Annotated in this window: 20 protein-coding genes; 17 read left to right on the top strand and 3 right to left on the bottom strand. The window is 64.5% G+C overall.

From position 1 onward, the window contains the following. Positions 1 to 109: 109 nt before the first annotated feature. The 8 genes from flhB (at position 110) to motD (ending at position 9,062) form a co-directional block, all read left to right on the top strand. Positions 110 to 1,300: a flagellar biosynthesis protein FlhB gene (gene flhB, locus GJ695_RS03225; protein WP_154362167.1), complete on the top strand. Its 1,191-nt coding sequence runs from the start codon at positions 110 to 112 to the stop codon at positions 1,298 to 1,300. Beyond that, the gene (gene flhA, locus GJ695_RS03230; protein WP_154362168.1) at positions 1,297 to 3,420 is read left to right on the top strand and encodes a flagellar biosynthesis protein FlhA; all 2,124 of its coding nucleotides are present in this window, start codon (positions 1,297 to 1,299) and stop codon (positions 3,418 to 3,420) included. The genes flhB and flhA overlap by 4 nt, the downstream gene beginning before the upstream one ends. 49 nt (positions 3,421 to 3,469) lie before the next feature. Then, a complete protein-coding gene (locus tag GJ695_RS03235; protein ID WP_154362169.1) occupies positions 3,470 to 4,399 on the top strand; it encodes an RpnC/YadD family protein in 930 nt (309 codons plus the stop codon). 129 nt (positions 4,400 to 4,528) lie between these two features. Further along, positions 4,529 to 5,989 carry a flagellar biosynthesis GTPase FlhF gene (gene flhF, locus GJ695_RS03240; RefSeq protein ID WP_154362170.1) on the top strand — a complete coding sequence of 487 codons (1,461 nt, stop codon included), beginning with the start codon at positions 4,529 to 4,531 and terminating at the stop codon, positions 5,987 to 5,989. Then, positions 5,982 to 6,806: a MinD/ParA family ATP-binding protein gene (locus GJ695_RS03245; protein ID WP_154362171.1), complete on the top strand. Its 825-nt coding sequence runs from the start codon at positions 5,982 to 5,984 to the stop codon at positions 6,804 to 6,806. The genes flhF and GJ695_RS03245 overlap by 8 nt, the downstream gene beginning before the upstream one ends. Positions 6,807 to 6,827: 21 nt before the next feature. Further along, positions 6,828 to 7,559 (top strand): RNA polymerase sigma factor FliA, encoded by a 732-nt coding sequence (locus tag GJ695_RS03250; RefSeq protein WP_154362172.1) that lies wholly within the window; start codon positions 6,828 to 6,830, stop codon positions 7,557 to 7,559. Beyond that, a complete protein-coding gene (locus tag GJ695_RS03255) occupies positions 7,541 to 8,287 on the top strand; it encodes a flagellar motor protein (RefSeq protein ID WP_154362173.1) in 747 nt (248 codons plus the stop codon). Before GJ695_RS03250 ends, GJ695_RS03255 begins: the two co-directional genes overlap by 19 nt. Position 8,288: 1 nt before the next feature. Continuing rightward, positions 8,289 to 9,062, top strand: coding sequence for a flagellar motor protein MotD (gene motD / locus GJ695_RS03260; protein ID WP_154362174.1), 774 nt, complete (start codon positions 8,289 to 8,291; stop codon positions 9,060 to 9,062). Between the two features lie 16 nt (positions 9,063 to 9,078). Here motD and GJ695_RS03265 read toward each other — a convergent pair whose 3' ends face one another. From GJ695_RS03265 to flgA, 3 genes are all read right to left on the bottom strand, one after another. Next, complete coding sequence (locus GJ695_RS03265; RefSeq protein WP_154362175.1) at positions 9,079 to 9,555, bottom strand: flagella synthesis protein FlgN; 477 nt, start codon at positions 9,553 to 9,555, stop codon at positions 9,079 to 9,081. A gap of 7 nt (positions 9,556 to 9,562) precedes the next feature. Further along, positions 9,563 to 9,880 (bottom strand): flagellar biosynthesis anti-sigma factor FlgM, encoded by a 318-nt coding sequence (gene flgM / locus GJ695_RS03270; protein WP_166455034.1) that lies wholly within the window; start codon positions 9,878 to 9,880, stop codon positions 9,563 to 9,565. Positions 9,881 to 9,988: 108 nt separating this feature from the next. Further along, a complete protein-coding gene (flgA, locus tag GJ695_RS03275; RefSeq protein ID WP_154362176.1) occupies positions 9,989 to 10,693 on the bottom strand; it encodes a flagellar basal body P-ring formation chaperone FlgA in 705 nt (234 codons plus the stop codon). A 154-nt stretch (positions 10,694 to 10,847) separates the two neighbouring features. Between flgA and flgB the strand changes: the two genes are divergently transcribed. From flgB to flgJ, 9 genes are all read left to right on the top strand, one after another. Then, positions 10,848 to 11,276: a flagellar basal body rod protein FlgB gene (flgB, locus tag GJ695_RS03280; RefSeq protein WP_154362177.1), complete on the top strand. Its 429-nt coding sequence runs from the start codon at positions 10,848 to 10,850 to the stop codon at positions 11,274 to 11,276. A 2-nt stretch (positions 11,277 to 11,278) separates the two neighbouring features. Then, a complete protein-coding gene (gene flgC / locus GJ695_RS03285) occupies positions 11,279 to 11,689 on the top strand; it encodes a flagellar basal body rod protein FlgC (RefSeq protein ID WP_154356314.1) in 411 nt (136 codons plus the stop codon). A 13-nt stretch (positions 11,690 to 11,702) separates the two neighbouring features. Next, positions 11,703 to 12,404: a flagellar hook assembly protein FlgD gene (locus GJ695_RS03290; protein ID WP_154362178.1), complete on the top strand. Its 702-nt coding sequence runs from the start codon at positions 11,703 to 11,705 to the stop codon at positions 12,402 to 12,404. Between the two features lie 25 nt (positions 12,405 to 12,429). Continuing rightward, complete coding sequence (locus GJ695_RS03295) at positions 12,430 to 13,986, top strand: flagellar hook protein FlgE (RefSeq protein ID WP_154362179.1); 1,557 nt, start codon at positions 12,430 to 12,432, stop codon at positions 13,984 to 13,986. A gap of 11 nt (positions 13,987 to 13,997) precedes the next feature. Further along, on the top strand, positions 13,998 to 14,738 hold the full coding sequence (gene flgF / locus GJ695_RS03300; RefSeq protein WP_154362180.1) for a flagellar basal-body rod protein FlgF: 741 nt from the start codon (positions 13,998 to 14,000) through the stop codon (positions 14,736 to 14,738). A 70-nt stretch (positions 14,739 to 14,808) separates the two neighbouring features. Then, positions 14,809 to 15,600 carry a flagellar basal-body rod protein FlgG gene (flgG, locus tag GJ695_RS03305; protein WP_154362181.1) on the top strand — a complete coding sequence of 264 codons (792 nt, stop codon included), beginning with the start codon at positions 14,809 to 14,811 and terminating at the stop codon, positions 15,598 to 15,600. Positions 15,601 to 15,610: 10 nt separating this feature from the next. Further along, positions 15,611 to 16,267 (top strand): flagellar basal body L-ring protein FlgH, encoded by a 657-nt coding sequence (locus GJ695_RS03310; RefSeq protein ID WP_154362182.1) that lies wholly within the window; start codon positions 15,611 to 15,613, stop codon positions 16,265 to 16,267. Positions 16,268 to 16,272: 5 nt separating this feature from the next. Further along, the gene (locus tag GJ695_RS03315; RefSeq protein ID WP_154362183.1) at positions 16,273 to 17,391 is read left to right on the top strand and encodes a flagellar basal body P-ring protein FlgI; all 1,119 of its coding nucleotides are present in this window, start codon (positions 16,273 to 16,275) and stop codon (positions 17,389 to 17,391) included. Positions 17,392 to 17,403: 12 nt separating this feature from the next. After that, complete coding sequence (gene flgJ, locus GJ695_RS03320) at positions 17,404 to 18,366, top strand: flagellar assembly peptidoglycan hydrolase FlgJ (RefSeq protein WP_154362184.1); 963 nt, start codon at positions 17,404 to 17,406, stop codon at positions 18,364 to 18,366. Positions 18,367 to 18,387 lie beyond the last annotated feature (21 nt).

Here is an 18,387-nt window from a genome sequence, read left to right on the forward strand (position 1 = left end):
ATGGAATCGTGGATATGGCGGTGAAAACCCGCCGTATTCCACCGATGCCCAGCCGCCGCCGCCATCGATAATGGCACCATCAGATTAATCCTGGCAGCAGGCAGACCCCATGGCAGACGACAGCGACGCAGAAAAGACCGAACCCGCGTCAGCGAAGCGCCTCGAGCAGGCGCGTGAAGAAGGCGACGTTCCGCGATCGCGGGAAGTGGCGACGTTTACCGTGCTGATGGCGGCTGGCGCCGGCTTGTGGATGACCGGCGACGGTCTGGTCCGCCAGCTGGAATCGGCGCTGGTGTCCGGCCTGGCGATGGACCAGGAGCAGATTTTCAATGCCGACGTGCTGTTCCACCGCATCGGCGTCGACGTGGTGCGCGTGATGCTGGCCTGCCTGCCGCTGGGCGTGGCGGTGATGGTGGTGGCGCTGGCTTCGCCGCTGCTGGTCGGCGGCTGGCTGTTCAGCAGCAAGGTGTTCACGCCGAATTTCAACAAGCTCAATCCCATCAGCGGCCTGACCAACATGATTTCGAAGAACGCCCTGGTCGAGCTGCTCAAGGCGATCCTGAAAACGGTGGTGGTCGGTTTCGTCACCTGGATGGTGGTGCTGAAGTACAAGGACGCGGTGATCGGCCTGTCGGTCGAACCGCTGCAAATGGGCATCGGTCACATGGTCAACATGCTGGGCAGCAGCTTCCTGTTCATCGTCGGCGCGCTGGGCCTGATCGCGGGCATCGACGGCCCGTACCAGATGTGGCACTACGCCAACAAGCTGAAGATGACGCGCCAGGAACTGATCCAGGAATCCAAGGAATCCGACGGTAACCCGCAGATCAAGGGCAAGATCCGCCAGCTGCAGCGCGAGATGGCCAAGCGCCGCATGATGGCCGACGTGCCGACCGCCGACGTCATCGTCACCAATCCGACCCACTACGCGGTGGCGCTGAAGTACGCCGACGGCATGCGCGGCGCGCCGAAGGTGGTGGCCAAGGGCACCGACGAGGTGGCCGCCAAGATCCGCGAAATCGGCAAGGAAAACAAGGTCGCGATCCTCGAAGCGCCGGCACTGGCGCGGGCGCTGCACAAGCATACCGAGATCGGCGACGAGATTCCCGAACAGCTGTACGCGGCGGTGGCCGAAGTGCTGGCCTATGTGTTCCAGCTGCGCGTGTTCAACCGCGGCGGCGGCAACCGTCCGCAAGAACCGAAGAAACTCGATGTGCCGCCGACCATGGACCCGCTCGACCCGGCCTTCATTCCCAAGAACGGCAAGAAACCCGATTTGAATAACGGAGCATCTGTATGAACGCCCTCAGCAACCTGAAGCTGCCGCCATGGCTGCAAGGCATGGCCAACGCGAAAAACAAGGGCAGCATCGCGGCGCCTATCCTGATCGTCATGCTGCTGGCGATGATGATCCTGCCGTTGCCGGCGTTTGTGCTGGATATGTTCTTCAGCTTTAACATCGCGCTGGCGGTGATCGTGCTGCTGACCTCGCTGTACACGGTGAAGCCGCTCGATTTCATGTCCTTCCCGACCATCCTGCTGGTGTCGACCATGCTGCGCCTGTCGCTGAACGTGGCCTCGACCCGCGTGGTGCTGACCGAGGGCCACACCGGCGCCGACGCGGCCGGCAAGGTGATCGAGGCTTTCGGCCACTTCCTGATCGGCGGTAACTACACGGTCGGTATCGTGGTGTTCGTGATTTTGACCATCATTAACTTTGTGGTCGTGACCAAGGGCGCCGGCCGTATCGCCGAGGTGGGCGCGCGGTTCGCCCTGGATGCGATGCCGGGCAAGCAGATGGCGATCGACGCCGACCTGAACGCCGGCCTGATCGGTGAAGCCGACGCCAAGAAGCGCCGCAGCGAAGTGTCGATGGAAGCCGAGTTCTACGGCGCCATGGACGGTGCGTCGAAGTACGTGCGCGGCGATGCGGTGGCCGGCATCCTGGTGACGGTGATTAACGTGGTCGGCGGCCTGCTGGTCGGCCTGATCCAGCACGACATGGTGTTTGCCGACGCGCTGAAAAACTACACGCTGCTGGCCATCGGTGACGGCCTGGTGGCGCAGATCCCTTCGCTGATCATTTCGATCGCGGCCGGTATCGTGGTGTCGCGCGTGGCCAGCGACAAGGACATCGGCACGCAGCTGGTGGGCGAACTGTTTTCCAAGCCGGAAGTGCTGTACATCACGGCCGGCATCATCGGCGGCCTGGGCCTGATTCCGGGCATGCCGAACCTGGTGTTCATCATGCTGGCCGGTACGCTGGGCGGTTCGGCTTACCTGATGTCGAAGAAGAAAGTGGAAAAAGTGGCGGCCGATACGGCCGCGGCGGAAGCGGCGGCGCCAGCCGCGGCGGCGGCGTCGGAGCAGGAGGAGGCGACCTGGCAGGACATCATGCCGGTCGATACGCTGGGCCTGGAAGTGGGCTACCGTCTGATTCCGCTGGTGGACAAGACGCAAGGCGGCGAGCTGCTCAAGCGCATCAAGGGCATCCGCAAGAAGTTCGCGCAGGAGGTGGGCTTCCTGGCGCCGCCGGTGCACATCCGCGACAACCTGGAATTGAAACCGTCGGCCTACCGCATCGCGCTCAAGGGCGTGGAAGTGGGCACCGGCGAGGCCTTCAACGGCCAGTTCCTGGCGATCAATCCGGGCATGGCGACCGGCACCTTACAGGGCATGGTCACCACCGATCCGGCCTTCGGCCTGCCGGCGGTGTGGATCGACGCCAGCCTGCGCGACCAGGCGCAGAGCATGGGCTATACCGTGGTCGATGCCGGCACGGTGGTGGCGACGCATTTGAATCACCTGATCACCACGCATGCTTCGGAGCTGCTGGGCCGGTCCGAGGTGCAGTCGCTGCTGGATCACCTGGGCAAGGAATCGCCGAAGCTGGTGGAAGACCTGGTGCCGAAGATGGTGTCGATCTCGACCTTGCAGAAGGTGCTGCAGAACCTGTTGATGGAAGGCGTGCACATCCGCGACATGCGCACCATCATCGAGACCCTGGCCGAGCATGCGGTGCATACGCAAGATCCGGGCGACCTGACGGCGCTGGTGCGGATCGCGCTGGGCCGGGCCATCGTGCAGCAGCTGTTCCCTGGTTCCGGCGAGCTGTCGGTGATGACGCTGGACAATCGTCTGGAACGCCTGCTGATGCAGGCGCTGGCGGCCAGCGGTCCGGACGGCGCCGGCATCGAGCCGGGCCTGGCCGATACCATTGCGCAGCAGGCCGCGTCGGCCGCGCAGCAGCAGGAGGCGCTGGGCCTGACGCCGGTGCTGCTGGTGCCGGGACCGTTGCGCGCCTTGCTGTCGCGCTTCCTGCGCCGCTCGCTGCCGCAGCTGAAAGTGCTGTCGCATGCCGAGATTCCGGAAAGCAAAACCATTCGCGTCACCGCGCTGGTGGGCCAGCAGCCGACCTGAGTTTGATCCAGGCCGTCACGCGCTGATGCAGGCAGCCTAGACTGCCTGCATGAACGACGACTACGACACGCCGTGGAAGGACGTGGTGACCGACCACTTCCCCGAATTCATGGCTTTCTATTTTCCCGTTGCGCACGCGGCGATCGACTGGTCGCGGCCGCATGATTTCCTCGACCAGGAGCTGGCCGCGTTGTCGCGCGATGCCGAACTGGGCAAGCGGCTGGCGGACAAGCTGGTGCGTGTGCATCTGCATAGCGGCGGCGAGCAGTGGGTGCTGGTGCATCTGGAGGTGCAGGGCTGGCGCGATTCCGGTTTTGCCGAGCGCATCTTTGTTTATCACTACCGTGTCTATGACCGTTATCAACGGCCGGTCGCCAGCATGGCTGTGCTGGCGGATGACAGCACGTGCTGGCGGCCATCGTCGTTTGCTTATCGCTTGCTGGGCTGCGAGATGCGGCTGGATTTTCCGATGGCTAAATTGATGGATTACGCAGGCCGGATGGAAGCGTTGCTGGTGGATGCCAACCCCTTTGCGCTGGTCACCGCCGCGCATTTGCTGACACGGCAAACCACGCACCGGCCGCATCGCCGCCGCATGGCCAAGTGGCGCTTGACCAAGCTACTGTATCAGCGCGACTGGGACCGGCAGCGTATCATTAATTTGTATCGGATGATCGACTGGATGATGCGTTTGCCTGCATCGCTGGACAGCCGGATCAGGCAAGGCATCCTGCAATTGGAGAGGAGGGGAATCATGCCTTACATATCTTCCATTGAGCGAATAGGAATGGAAATCGGTCGGAAAGAAGGTCTGCAAGAAGGGCGGGCCGAACTGCTGGCGGCGTTGCTGCGCAAGCGCTTCGGGCCGCTGGATGTGGCGGTCGCGCAGCGGCTGGCGCGGGCGGATCCGGAGCAGCTTGCTGTGTGGGCGCTGAACTTTGTCGATGCGGGTTCGCTGGACGAGGTTTTCCGCGACTGAAATGCGGCCCATTTCTGCCCCTGTTCATCAGATCATTTCCAGAGTGCATCGTCAATAATGGAACCATTGGAGTTAAGGCGTCTCGCATGGAAGACGCACTGCTCAATCTGGTTCCCTTGAGAGACGGTCATGAACGTTAAAAAATTTACCGCACCGACTTCCCGCGAAGCGCTGCGCAAAGTCCGCGAATCCCTCGGCCCCGACGCCGTGATCCTGTCCAATCGCCAGTCCGACGGCGTGGTGGAAATCCTCGCGCTGGCTAACGACGATGCCGCCTCGCTGGCCATGCCCGCCCCCCATTCGCCGATGGCCGAACCGGCGCCGTCGCTGGACCTCGGCGCCGTGAGCGCGGTGCCGTCCGCCGGCGGCCGCGTGGAACCACGTTTTGATGAAGAACCGCACCGTGCGCCGGTGATGGCCGCCATGCCGGCCGGCCTGCCGCCGCAGCCGCAACGCCGCGTGGTCGCCTCGCACTCGTCGCTGGCCACCAAGGTCGCCGCCGCCGCGCCGGCGCCAACGCCTGCGCCAGCACCGGTCGCGGCGCAGCCGAAAGCCGCGCCGGCGATCGACGCCAGCCAGATCGCCGCCATGGTCAGCGCCGCCGTCGCCAGCGCCAAGGAAAATGCCGCCGTTGAAATGAGCGGCATGATGAACGAAATCCGCGCCATGCGCGGCATGATGGAAACCCAGCTGGCCGAACTGTCGTGGGGCGCGACGCAAGCGCGCGAACCGCAGAAGACCGCCGTGCTGCGCGAAATGCTGGCGGCCGGCTTCTCGGCCAGCCTGGCGCGCTACCTGATCGAAAAACTGCCGGCCGGCCGCGACGCCGCCGACAGCCTGCGCTGGATCAAGACCGTCCTCACGCGCAACCTGCAAACCATGGCCAACGAAGACGCGCTGATCGACCAGGGCGGCGTGTTCGCGCTGGTCGGCCCGACCGGCGTCGGCAAGACCACCAGCACCGCCAAGCTGGCCGCGCGCTGCGTGATGCGCCACGGCCCGGACAAGCTGGCCCTGATCACCACCGACGCCTACCGGATCGGCGCCCACGAACAGCTGCGCATCTACGGCAAGATCCTCGGCGTGATGGTGCACTCGGTCAAGGACGAGGCCGACCTGCGCATCGCCCTGAAGGAACTGAAGAACAAGCACACCGTGCTGATCGACACCGTCGGCGTCAGCCAGCGCGACCAGATGGTCACCGAGCAGGTGTCGATGCTGCAAGGCGCCGGCGCCCACGTCAAGCGCGTGCTGTGCCTGAACGCCACCGCCACCCAGGAAACCCTGAGCGAGGTGGTGCGCGCCTACCAGGGCAGCGGCCTGGCCGGCTGCATCATGACCAAGCTGGACGAAGCGGCCGCCATCGGCAACGCGCTCGACGTCGTGATCCGCCACAAGCTCAACCTGTTCTACGTGTCGAACGGCCAGCGCGTGCCGGAAGACCTGCACCTGGCCGATCCGGCCTACCTGATCGACCGCGCGTTCAAATTGAAACGCGATATCGTCAACACCCAGTACCTGGACGCCGAACTGCCGCTGCTGATGAGCGGCGCCAACGACAACGCCATGCGCGAGGTGCACCTTGGCTAATTTCGATTTCGACCAGGCGGAGGGCCTGCGCCGCATGCTGGCCGGGGCGCAGCCCCGCATCGTCACCTTCCTGTCGGCCAATCCGCAGGACGACAAGGGCGCCATGCTGGTCAACCTGGGCGCCTCGCTGGCCCGGGCCGGCAACGACGTGCTGATCGTCGACGCCTGCGCCAGCGCCCACGGCGTGGCCTCGCGGCTCGGCGTCGACGGCGGCCACAGCCTGCTGAACGTGGCGCGCCAGGAATGCGCGCTGAACCAGGTGATCCACGCCGTGCCGCAGGGCTTTTCGGTGGCGTCGATGACCCGCGGCGCCGCGCGCTCCGGCCCGGACGAGACGCGCCGCCTGGCCAAGGCCTTCGACGTGCTGGCCAAACAGACCGGCATGGTGCTGGTTGACGGCGAGTTCGACGGCGAAGCGTTCCCGGTGCCGATCATGGCCAGCTCGGAAATCGTGGTACAAGTTTCCAATAGCGCTACCTCGATCAAGGCTGCGTACAGTATGATTAAGCGCCTGAACCAGGAACTGGGGCGGCGGCCGTTCGGAATTCTGGTCACCGGCGCCTCTGAAGACGAAGCCCGGGTGGTTTACGATAATATGGCACAGGCAGCAAGCCGTTATCTGGCCGTCAATCTGGTGTCCATGGGGTCGGTGCCGGCGGATGAATACTTGCAACGTGCGGCGCGCTTGGGGCGCGCGGTGGTCGATGCCTTCCCGCTGGCCGGCGCTTCGGTGGCGTTTCGTCAACTGGCGGGGCGCTTCGCGCTGGCAGGCTCGCCTTCTTTCCAGACGGGGAGCGGCAACCATTTCAGTGCTTAATTATTAAAAAAAACTATTCGAATGTACACGGTAAAAGGGAAAGCGGACAAGGACACCTTGCTGACGGAGCACATGCCGTTGGTTAAGCGCCTGGCCCACCACATGAAGGCGAAACTGCCGCCCAGCGTCGAAGTCGACGATCTGGTGCAAGCCGGAATGATCGGCCTGCTCGACGCCATCAGCCGTTACGAAGAAACCCACGGTGCGCAATTCGAAACCTATGCGGTGCTGCGCATCCGCGGCGCCATGCTGGACGAACTGCGCAACAGCGACTGGATGCCGCGCTCGCTGCGCCAGAACATGCGCAAGGTCGAAGCCGCCATGTCGACGCTGCAGCAGCGGCTGGGCCGGCCGCCGAGCGAATCGGAAGTGGCCAAGTCGCTCAAGCTGTCGCTGGCCGACTACCAGGAAATGCTGGGCGACGGCGGCGGCCACCAATTGGTGTACTACGAGGATTTCCACGACGACGACGGCAACGACAGCTTCCTCGACCGTTACGCCTCGGACGAGGACGCCGACCCGCTGCGCTCGCTGCTGGACGGCGACTTCCGCCAGGCCGTGATCGACGCCATCGACATGCTGCCCGAGCGCGAGAAGATGCTGATGGGGCTGTACTACGAAGAGGAGCTCAACTTGAAAGAAATCGGCGCCGTGATGGGAGTATCCGAATCGCGCGTATCGCAATTGCATACGCAGGCTGTGGCGCGGCTGCGCGCCTCACTCCGGGAGCGGTCTTGGACTGGGCCAGCGTAGCCGGCGTCCTCCTGGCGCTGGCCGGCGTGATCGTCGGCCAGACGCTGGAGGGCGGCAAGGTCACTTCCTTGCTGCAACCGGCGGCGTTCGCGATTGTGGTGATCGGCACCTTTGGCGCCGTGCTGCTGCAGACCCGCTTCAAAACCTTTGTGCGCGGCCTGCGCATGCTGCGGCTGGTGTTCGCGCCGCCGAAGGACAGCCGCGCCGCGCTGGCGCGCGACATCAACGCCTGGAACCTGGCGGCGCGGCGCGACGGCCTGCTGTCGCTGGAGCGCTACATGCTGTCGTCCAAGGACCAGTTCAACGTCAAGGGCCTGCGCCTGATCGTCGACGGCATCGCGCCGGAAAAGCTGCGCCAGCTGCTCGACACCGAAATCACCGCCTATGAAACGGCCGAGCGCCAGGCGGTGCGCATCTGGGAATCGGCGGCCGGCTATTCGCCCACCATCGGCATCCTGGGCGCCGTGCTGGGCCTGATCCACGTGATGGAAAACCTGACCGATCCGAGCAAGCTGGGCGCCGGCATCGCGGTGGCCTTCGTCTCGACCATCTACGGCGTCGGCCTGGCCAACCTGTTCTTCTACCCGGTCGCGAATAAATTGAAGGCGATCGTCACGCAGGCCGTGCACCAGCAGGAGATCGCGGCGGCGGTGTTCTACGACATCGCCACCGGCGACCACACGCGCGTCATCGACGAGCGCATCGCCACGCTGATGCGGGAGCACTGACATGCAGTACCGGCGCGCCCGCAAGAAATTCGACGACGAACCGGAGAACCATGAGCGCTGGCTGATTTCCTACGCCGACTTCATCACGCTGCTGTTCGCCTTCTTTGTCGTCATGTATGCGATTTCGGCGGTCAACATCGGCAAATACAAGATCTTTTCCGACGCGCTCGGCGACGCCTTCGGCGGCAAGGGCGCGGCCACGCCGATCAACACCCAGGTGCCGAACCTGCCGATACCCAATCCCGCGCTGAAACGCCGCACCGAACTGCTGCGCAAGGAAAAAGAGCAGATGACCAAGCTGGCGCAGGACTTGTTGTCGACCATGGCGCCGCTGGTCAAGGAAGGCAAGGTGCGGGTCACGCAGAACAGCCGCGGCGTCAGCGTCGAGATCAACGCCTCGGTGCTGTTCGATCCGGGCGAGGCGCGCCTGATGCCGGAATCGGTGGAGGCGCTGCGCGCCGTCGCCAGCCTGCTCAAGGCCGACAGCCACAGCGTGCAGGTGGAAGGGCATACCGACAACCAGCCGATCGCCAATCCCCGTTATCCGTCCAACTGGGAACTGTCGGCGGTGCGCGCCAGCAGCGTGGTGCGGCTGTTCATCGACGCCGGCGTGGCGCCGGAGCGGCTGACGGCGGTGGGCTTCAGCGCCAACCAGCCGGTGGCCGGCAACGACACGGCGCAAGGCCGCGCACGCAATCGCCGCGTGGCGGTGACGATACTGTCGGGGATACCTGATCCTGCCACCGAACTGCCGACAGTGCTGCCGGCGCAGTAAAGATCAGTCTGAAGTCTTAGCCGGCGAGGAAGCCGCGGCTGCGCGGCAGGGAGGTGGTGACGCCGCCCGGGCCGTAGAAATTATTGTTGGTCGAACCCGCCGGACGCAAGGCTTGCAGCGCATCCTGGGTGTGTCCCATCTGCTTGTTGATCAGCATGCCGTTGACGCGGTTCAGTTCCTTGGCGTCGCGCGTGTGCTGCAGCAGCGCCGACCACAGGGTGGCCGATTCGTCGCGCGCCTCGCCGCTGGCGGCGATCCATGCGTCCATGCCGGCTTCCTCGGCGGGAAAGCCGCATTTGCCCAGCGAGCGGTGACGTTGCGCGGATAACAGGGTCATTTGCGTGACCAGCGCGGTTTTGCGGGTGGTAACGGCCGGCAGGCCTTCCATATCCGCCGCCACCAGCAGTTGCTGCTCCTGGCGCAGCACATCGAGCAGGGTTGCCATGATGTGTTCTTCTTCGCGCAGGCTGTTCAGCGGGGTGACGGTGGTCATGATTATCCTATCGTTTTCTTGAGTGCAGCAGATCCTTGACGGTATCCAGCAAGCCATCCGCTACTTTTTCCGAGTTGACCTGGAACTGGCCATCGGCGATTGCCAATTTGATGCGTTCGACTTTCTTGGTGTCGAACACCGCGTTGGCGCCGCTGGCCGAACTGGCCGCCATCGCCTGCCCTTGCGAGGACAGGCGCACATTATCCGAGGCGACATTCGCCGGCGCCGCTTCCGCTGCCTTGTCGGCGCCACGCGCGGTGGCGCCGGTGGCGGCAGGCGTTGACGGCAAGCCTGGCGTGCTCTTGAGTGTATCGTTAATTTTCACAGCATTTCCTTCTCAGCTAGGAGTACGAAACTCCGGGATCTGAGTCGGTAACGGCGATTCGCTCGTAAACTTTAGCCGGATGGGCCCGACTATCGCTCAAACTATGGATCAAAACGCCACCTCCACCATGCCGCCATTCTTGGCAATGCCGGTGATCTGCTGGCCATTGCCGGTTTTTACCTGGACCACCTGGCCGTCGCCGGCCGTGCTCATCGCGCGGCCCTCGGCCGAGACGCTGAAACCGTTGCCGCTCGATACCAGCCGCACCAGTTGGCCGGACTGCACCACCGGCTTGCTGCGCAAGGTGTCGAGGCGCAAAGGCGTTCCTGGCGGCAACGACACCGTGGCGCTGCGGCCGATCACCTGGCTGGCGTCGGTCGCTATGCCTGGCGGCAACATTGTCAGATCGCCCTTGAGCACCGTCAACTGGTTGGCGTCGATCGGCTGGCCCTGGATCAGCGGCGCGGCGGCAGCGAGGTATTCGCCCACCACCGTCACGTTGGCTTGAATATATACCGTCCACGTCGCGGGTGTCGCACAGCGCACGCCGACCGTGGTTTTGCCCCAGGCGCGGGCGCCGGGCATGAAGAACGCTTGCGGCGCGGGGCAGGCGGCCAGATTGATGCGGGGATCGATGGCGCCGACGGTGACCGTCACCTGGCCCGGCAGGCCGCCGGCCTGCAGCTGCAGGAATTCCGCGACCGTGCTTTTGATGGCGGCGATGTCCTGGCGGCCGCCCTGGGCGGCAGCGGTGCCGATGCTGGCGCTGAGTGCGGCAGCCAACAGCGCGGTAGTGAGCAGACGTGGTTTCATGGTCGTGGTTTCCCGTTCAATGCTGCCATCATAGTCTGGCGGCCTGAACTTGAAGCGTTGAATAAGGCGGGAAAAACGGGGCTTATTGCCCGATGGTGGCGGCAGGCAACTCCGTATCATCGATCCTGTCATCAATGTGGAAAGGGAGCGCATCATGCTCGGCAACAAGTTAGACGATTATTTTCGTTTCAATGAAACCTCACTGAGCCTGCGGTCGCAGCGCCAGTCGGTGCTCGCCTCCAATATTGCCAACGCGGACACCCCGAACTACAAGGCGCGCGATATCGACTTCAGCAGCGCCATGCAGGCAGCGCTGGACAAGGCCAATCCGAACGCCCAGCAGACCCTGGCCACCACCGCCGCCAGGCATTACCCCAACCCCCTGCAAGACGCCGGTACGCTGGCCGACGGCACGCCGCTGCTGTACCGCGGCGTGATTCAGGGCGCGGTGGACGGCAACACGGTCGACATGGACGTCGAGCGCAACCAGTTTGCCGACAACGGCATCCGTTATGAGGCCGGGATCACCGCGATCAACGGCCAGATCAAATCGATGCTGGCGGCGATCCAGTCCGGGAGCTGATCATGTCACTGTTTAATATTTTCAATGTTTCCGGTTCGGCCATGAGCGCGCAGTCGCAGCGGCTCAACGTGGTGGCCTCCAACCTGGCCAATGCCGACAGCGCCACCAGCGCCAGCGGCGAAGCCTACCGCGCGCGCCAGGTGGTGTTCGAGGCGACCACGCCGACCAACGGCGGCGCCTCCACCGGCGTGCGGGTCAAGCAGGTGGTGGAAGACCAGTCGCCGATGAAGATGGTGTACGACCCCAAGCATCCGGGCGCCGACGAAAACGGCTATGTGACCATGCCCAACGTCAATGTGGTCGATGAGATGGTCAATATGCTGTCGGCCTCGCGCTCGTACCAGAACAATGTAGAAACCATGAATGCGGCGAAAACGCTGCTGTTGAAAACCCTGACCATTGGTCAAACGTAAATAAGAGGCCATCATGACCGTTAGCGGAGTGTTTGACACGCCAGTTGCAGCGCCAGTCAATACCACCAACACCAGCAGCACCAGCACGACCACCGACGCCACCCAGGCGGATCAGGACAAGTTCATGAAGCTGCTGGTGACGCAGCTGCAGAACCAGGATCCGCTGAGCCCGATGGACAATGCCGCCATGACCAGCCAGCTGGCCCAGCTGTCGACCGTGACCGGCATCAACAAGGTCAACGCCACGCTGGAATCGCTGCGCACCGACATCGCCAGCTCGCAGTCGTCCAGCGCGATCAACCTGATCGGCAAGGGCGTGCTGGTGGAAGGCAAGGGCATCCAGCTCAACAGCTCGACCGCCGACGACGGCACCGTGACCAACTCCAGCGTGTTCGGCGTCGACCTGCCGTCGGACTCGGAGGCGGTCAGCATCTCGATCCAGGACAGCAGCGGCAAGACCGTGCGCACCATGAGCATGACCAACGCCGAGGCCGGCACCTACCCGATCACCTGGGACGGCACCAAGGACGACAAGAGCATGGCGGCGGCCGGCAACTACACCTTCACCGTCACCGCCACCACCGCCGGCAGCGCCCTGACGGCGACGCCGTTGCAGCTGGCGGCGGTGGCCAGCGTGTCGACCGGCAGCGGCGGCGTCAAACTGAATACCTCGCTCGGGCACTTCGCCATGAGCGACATCAAAGAAGTTCTGTAAGCAGTCATTACCATAGGGGAATACCATGTTCCAACAAGGACTGAGCGGCTTGAATGCTGCATCCAAATCGCTGGACGTCATTGGCAACAACATCGCCAATGCCAGCACCGTGGGCTTCAAGAGTTCGCAGGCGCAGTTTGCCGACCTGTACGCCAACTCGCTGAATGGCGTATCGGGCAACAACGCCGGTATCGGTGTGTCGGTGTCCAAACTGGCGCAGCAATTCACGCAGGGAAATATCGAGTCGAGCAGCAATCCGCTCGACGTGGCGATCAACGGCGGCGGCTTCTTCCGCCTGGTGGTCAACGGCGCGGTCGAATACTCGCGCAACGGCCAGTTCCACGAAGACGCCAACCACACCCTGGTCAACGCCCAGGGCGCCGTGCTGACCGGCTACCTGTCGAACAAGGCCGGCGTGATCCAGATGGGCGCGCCGGTGCCGCTGACGCTGGACAAGTCGGACCTGAAACCGGTCGAGACCACCACCGCCAGCTTCGCGATGAATCTGAGCTCGGCTGAAAAAGTGCCGGCCACCGTGCCGTTCGACGCCAACGATCCGACCAGCTACAACACCCGCAGCGACACCAACGTCTACGACAGCCTGGGCACGTCGCACATCATGACCACCTACTACGTCAAGACCGACGCCAACACCTGGGACGTGTACAGCTCGGCCGATGGCAAGGAAGTGGTGTCGGCCGGCGTGGTGGCCTCGATCGCCATCGACCAGACCGTGACCGATGCCCGCACCGCCTACAACGATGCGGTGCGCACCACGCCGCCGGTGGCGTCCGACATCGCCGCTGCCGCCTACAACTACGCCAGCGCGGCCTACAACTCGATGCTGACCGCCGCCAGCGTGCCGCCGGCCAACGCCTCGCAGGACCAGCTGGACGCCCTGACCGCCGCCTTCGGCGCGCTCGATCCGACCGGCAGCCAGGCGATCACCGGCATGACCCCGGACGACATCAACGCCAAGCTGGCCTCGGCCCTGAATGTGCCGGCGGTAAAGAGCGGCACGCTGCTGTTCACCAAGAGCGGCGCGCTGGACCCGGAGGCGATGGCGCAGCTGCCCGTGCCGCAGACCCTGCCGTTCCAGATCTCGCTGCCGATCTTCCCCGACACCGGCGCGCAGCAGCCGATGACGATCGCCACCTCGTTCGACAACATCACCCAGTACGGCAGCGTCACCAACCCGCAGCCGGCCACCCAGAACGGCTATTCGGCCGGTTCGTGGCAGCGTTACTCGATCGATGAGAACGGCGTGATCCTGGGCCAGTACAGCAACGGCAAGTCGCGTCCGATGGGCCAGATCGCCATGGCCAACTTCGCCAGCGTCGATGGCCTGACGCCACTGGGCAACAATGCCTGGGCGGAAAGCTCGTCGTCGGGTCCTCCGGTCGTGGGCGTGCCGAACGCCGGCTCGATGGGCCAGCTGCGCTCGAGCGCGGTGGAAACCTCGAACACCGACCTGACGGCCGAACTGGTCAACATGATCACCGCGCAGCGCGTCTACCAGGCCAACTCGCAGACCATCAAGACCGAGGACTCGATCCTGCAGACGCTGGTGAACCTGCGCTGATGAGGTAAATCATGGACCGCCTCGTCTATACCGCGATGACCGGCGCCCGGCACGTGATGGAGCAGCAAGCCACCGTGTCGAACAACCTGGCCAACGCCACCACCACCGGCTTCCGCGCCCAGCTCGACACGTTCCGCGCGGTGCCGGTGGTGTCCGAGGGCTTGCCGACGCGCGCCTTCGTGGTCGACTCCACGGTCGGCACCGACTTCCGCTCCGGGCCGATCGAGACCACCGGCCGGCCGCTCGACATCGCCATCCGCGACCAGGGCATGATCGCGGTGCAGTCGGCCGACGGTTCGGAAGCCTACACCCGCAACGGCAGCCTGAAGATCACCGAGAACGGCATCCTGCAGACCACCAGCGGGCAGACGGTGATCGGCGACGGCGGGCCGATCGCGGTGCCGCCGGACACCAAGATCACCATCGCCAGCGACGGCACCATCAGCGTGATGGACGACAACTACGCGCCGGGGCCGGCCAACGTCCTCGGCCGTATCAAGCTGGTCAATCCGGACACCAAGACGCTGCTGCGCGGCGACGACGGCCTGTTCCGCCAGGCCGACGGCACGCCGGCCCAGGCCGACGCCAACGTGCGCGTGGTCGACGGCGCGGTGGAGGGCAGCAATGTCAATCCGGTCGATTCCATGGTCAACATGATCAGTCTGGCCAGGCAGTTCGAGATGCAAATGAGCCTGATGAAGAACGCCGAGAATAACGCCGCAAAAGCCACCCAGATCCTCGCTTTGAGTTGATGCACTCTCCCGCATAATGCTGGCATGGGATGAACAGGTTTGATGTTCGTCCGGCATTGGGAGAAGCAACATGATACGTTCGTTATGGATCGCCAAGACTGGCATGGAAGCGCAGCAGACGCAGATGGACGTCACGTCCCACAATCTGGCCAACGTCAGCACCAACGGTTTCAAGAAGTCGCGCGCGGTCTTCGAAGATCTGCTGTACCAGAATATCCGCCAACCGGGCGCGCAATCGTCGCAGCAGACCAATCTGCCGTCCGGCATGCAGCTCGGCACCGGCGTGCGCACCGTCGCCATCGAACGCATCCACACCCAGGGCAATCCGCAGTCGACCGGCAACGATAAGGACATCATGGTCAACGGCAGCGGCTTCTTCACCGTGCTGCTGCCGGACGGCACCACCGCCTACACCCGCGACGGCTCGTTCCAGCGCGACCAGAACGGCCAGATGGTGACCTCGGAGGGCTTCACGCTGCAGCCGGCCATCACCATTCCGATCACCGCGCAGTCGATCACCGTGGCGCGCGACGGCACCGTCTCGGTCAACATCGCCGGCACCAACGGCGCCACCACCACCCAGCAGCTGGGCAGTTTGCAGCTGGCCACCTTCATCAACCCGACCGGGCTCGAATCGAAGGGCGAGAACCTGTACGTGGAAACCACCGCCTCCGGCGCGCCGCAGCAGAACACGCCGGGCAGCAACGGCACCGGCACGATTCTGCAAGGCTATGTGGAAACCTCGAACGTCAACGTGGTGGAGGAGATGGTCAATATGATCCAGACCCAGCGCGCCTACGAGATCAATTCCAAGGCCATCACCACCTCCGACCAGATGCTGCAAAAGCTGACGCAGATGTAAGGACGCCACCATGAACCACGCCATCACTCTCGCCGCCGTCGCCGCCTTGCTGTGCGGCTGCCAGGCCACGCCGACCTCGATCGTCAGCGGGCCGAAGACCGCCCGTCCGCTGACCAGCGAACAGCTGCAGGCGGTGCCGAACAACGGCGCCATCTACCAGGCCGCCGCCTTCCGCCCGGTGTTCGAAGACCGCCGCGCGCGCCACGTGGGCGACGTGCTGACGCTGGTGATCACCGAGCGCACCTCGGCCAACAAGGCCGCCACCGCCGCCGGCAACAAGTCGGGCAGCGTCAGCGCCACCCTGCCGGGCAAACTGAGCAGCACTTTCGGCAGCCCGCTGACCGCCGCCACCACCAACACCTACGCCGACGGCGACAACCAGACCGCCAGCAACGCCTTCACCGGCACCATGGGCATCACGGTGGTCGAAGTGCTCGGCAACGGCAACCTGATCGTGGCCGGCGAAAAGCAGATCGGCATGAACAAGGGCACCGAGTACATCCGCTTTTCCGGCATGATCAATCCGGACAGTATCGCCACCGGCAACAGCGTGCAGTCGACCGCCGTGGCCGACGCCCGCGTCGAGTACCGCACCGCCAACCATATCGACAGCGCCGAGCTTTCCTCGATGGCCTCGCGCTTCTTCCAAAGCCTGCTGCCGTTCTGACGATCATGAAAACTTCCCTCAAAGCCGCATTGCTGATCTGCCTGACGCTGTGGGCGCCGTTCAGCCATGCCGAGCGCATCAAGGACCTGGCGGCCATCGCCGGCGTGCGCAACAACCAGTTGCTGGGCTATGGCCTGGTGGTCGGCCTCGACGGTTCGGGCGACCAGACCACGCAGACCCCGTTCACCGTGCAAAGCGTGGTGTCGATGCTGCAGCAGCTGGGCGTCAACCTGCCGCAGGGCGGCACCCAGCTGCAACTGAAAAACGTCGCGGCCGTGATGGTGACGGCGACGCTGCCGCCGTTTGCGCAGCCGGGCCAGCAGCTCGACATCACCGTGTCGTCGATGGGCAACGCCAAGAGCCTGCGCGGCGGCACGCTGCTGATGACGCCGCTCAAGGGCGCGGACGGCCAGGTGTACGGCATGGCGCAGGGCAACGTGCTGGTCGGCGGCGTCGGCGTGCAGGCCGGCGCAGGCGGCGGCGGCAGCTCGCTGACCGTCAACCACCTGAGCGTGGGCAAGATTTCCGGTGGTGCAACGGTCGAACGCGCCGTCGCCACCAACCTCGGCGAAGGCAATATGATCAAGCTGGAGCTCAACAACGCCGACTTCGCCACCGCCAGCCGCGTGGTGGAAGCCATCAACGACAAGTACGGCGCCGGCATCGCCTACGCGCTCGACAGCCGCGTGATCCGGGTGCAGGCGCCCAGCAGCAGCGACCAGCGCGTGAGCTTCATCGGCACGCTGCAGGACATGCAAGTCAATCCGGCCGAACAGCCGGCCAAGGTGATCATGAACGCCCGCACCGGCTCGGTGGTGATGAACCGCGCGGTGACGCTGGAGACGTGCGCCATTTCCCACGGTAATCTGTCAGTATCGGTCAACGCCGATACCCAGGTGAGCCAGCCCAACCCGCTGTCGGGCGGCCGCACCGTGGTCACGCAGAACCCGCAGGTTGGCATCAAGCAAGATGCCGGCAAGGTGATGCTGGTCAAGGGCGGCGCCTCGCTGGCCGATGTGGTCAAGGCGCTCAACGCCATCGGCGCCACGCCGCAGGACCTGCTGTCGATCCTGCAGGCGATGAAGGCCGCGGGTTCGCTGCGCGCCGAACTGGAAATCATTTAAGCAGGTGCCCTCATGACCAGCCCAACCTCCACCACCAATGACCTGACCAGCAAGTTTTCGCTGGACGTGCGGGATATGGGCAGCCTCAAGCAGTCCGCCCGCGCCGGCAGCCCGGCCGCGCTGAAGACCGCCGCCACCCAGTTCGAAGCCATGTTCGTCAACATGATGATGAAGAGCATGCGCGAGGCGACGCCGCAGGACGGCCTGACCGACAGCCAGCAGACCAAGACCTTCCAGACCATGCTGGACCAGCAGACCAGCCAGAACATCGCCAAGAAGGGCATCGGCCTGGCCGACATGCTGGTGCGCCAGCTCAACAAGCAGACCGACGCCCAGGCGCTGGCGCTCAGCGGCGAGGCGGCCGACAGCAGCAACGGCGCCAACGCCGGCAGCTTTGCCGGTGTCGCCAGCCTGATGGACGCCAAGCTGCAGCGCGCCATCGCCGCCGCCGGCGGCAATGCGGCCGCCACCACGACCAGCACCGACGCGGCCGGCGCCAGCAAGGGCTCGCAGGCGCCGCACGTGCGCAGCTTCCAGGAGAAACTGGCGGCGCACGCGGAAGAGGCCAGCAAGGCCACCGGCATCCCGGCCAAGTTCATGCTGGGCCAGGCCGCGCTGGAATCGGGCTGGGGCAAGCGCGAGATCAAGGGCCGCGACGGCACCAACAGCAACAACCTGTTCGGCATCAAGGCCGGCGCCGACTGGAAGGGCAAGGTGGTCGAGGCCACCACCACCGAATACGTCAACGGCAAGGCGCAGACCAAGGTCGAGCGCTTCCGCGCCTACGACAGCTATGCCGACAGCTTCAAGGATTACGCAAAATTACTTGCGAGCAACCCCCGCTATGAAAAAGTGCTGGCCAGCGCGGGCGACGCCAGCAGCTTTGCCCAGGGCTTGCAGAAGGCCGGCTACGCCACCGATCCGAATTACGCGACCAAACTGACCAGCATCATCAAGCGCTCGCTGGCCGGTTAATAAAGTTTTGGCACGGCTTGC

It is taken from the genome of Duganella alba (genome assembly GCF_009674495.1).
Classification (GTDB): Bacteria; Pseudomonadota; Gammaproteobacteria; order Burkholderiales; family Burkholderiaceae_D; genus Rugamonas; species Rugamonas alba.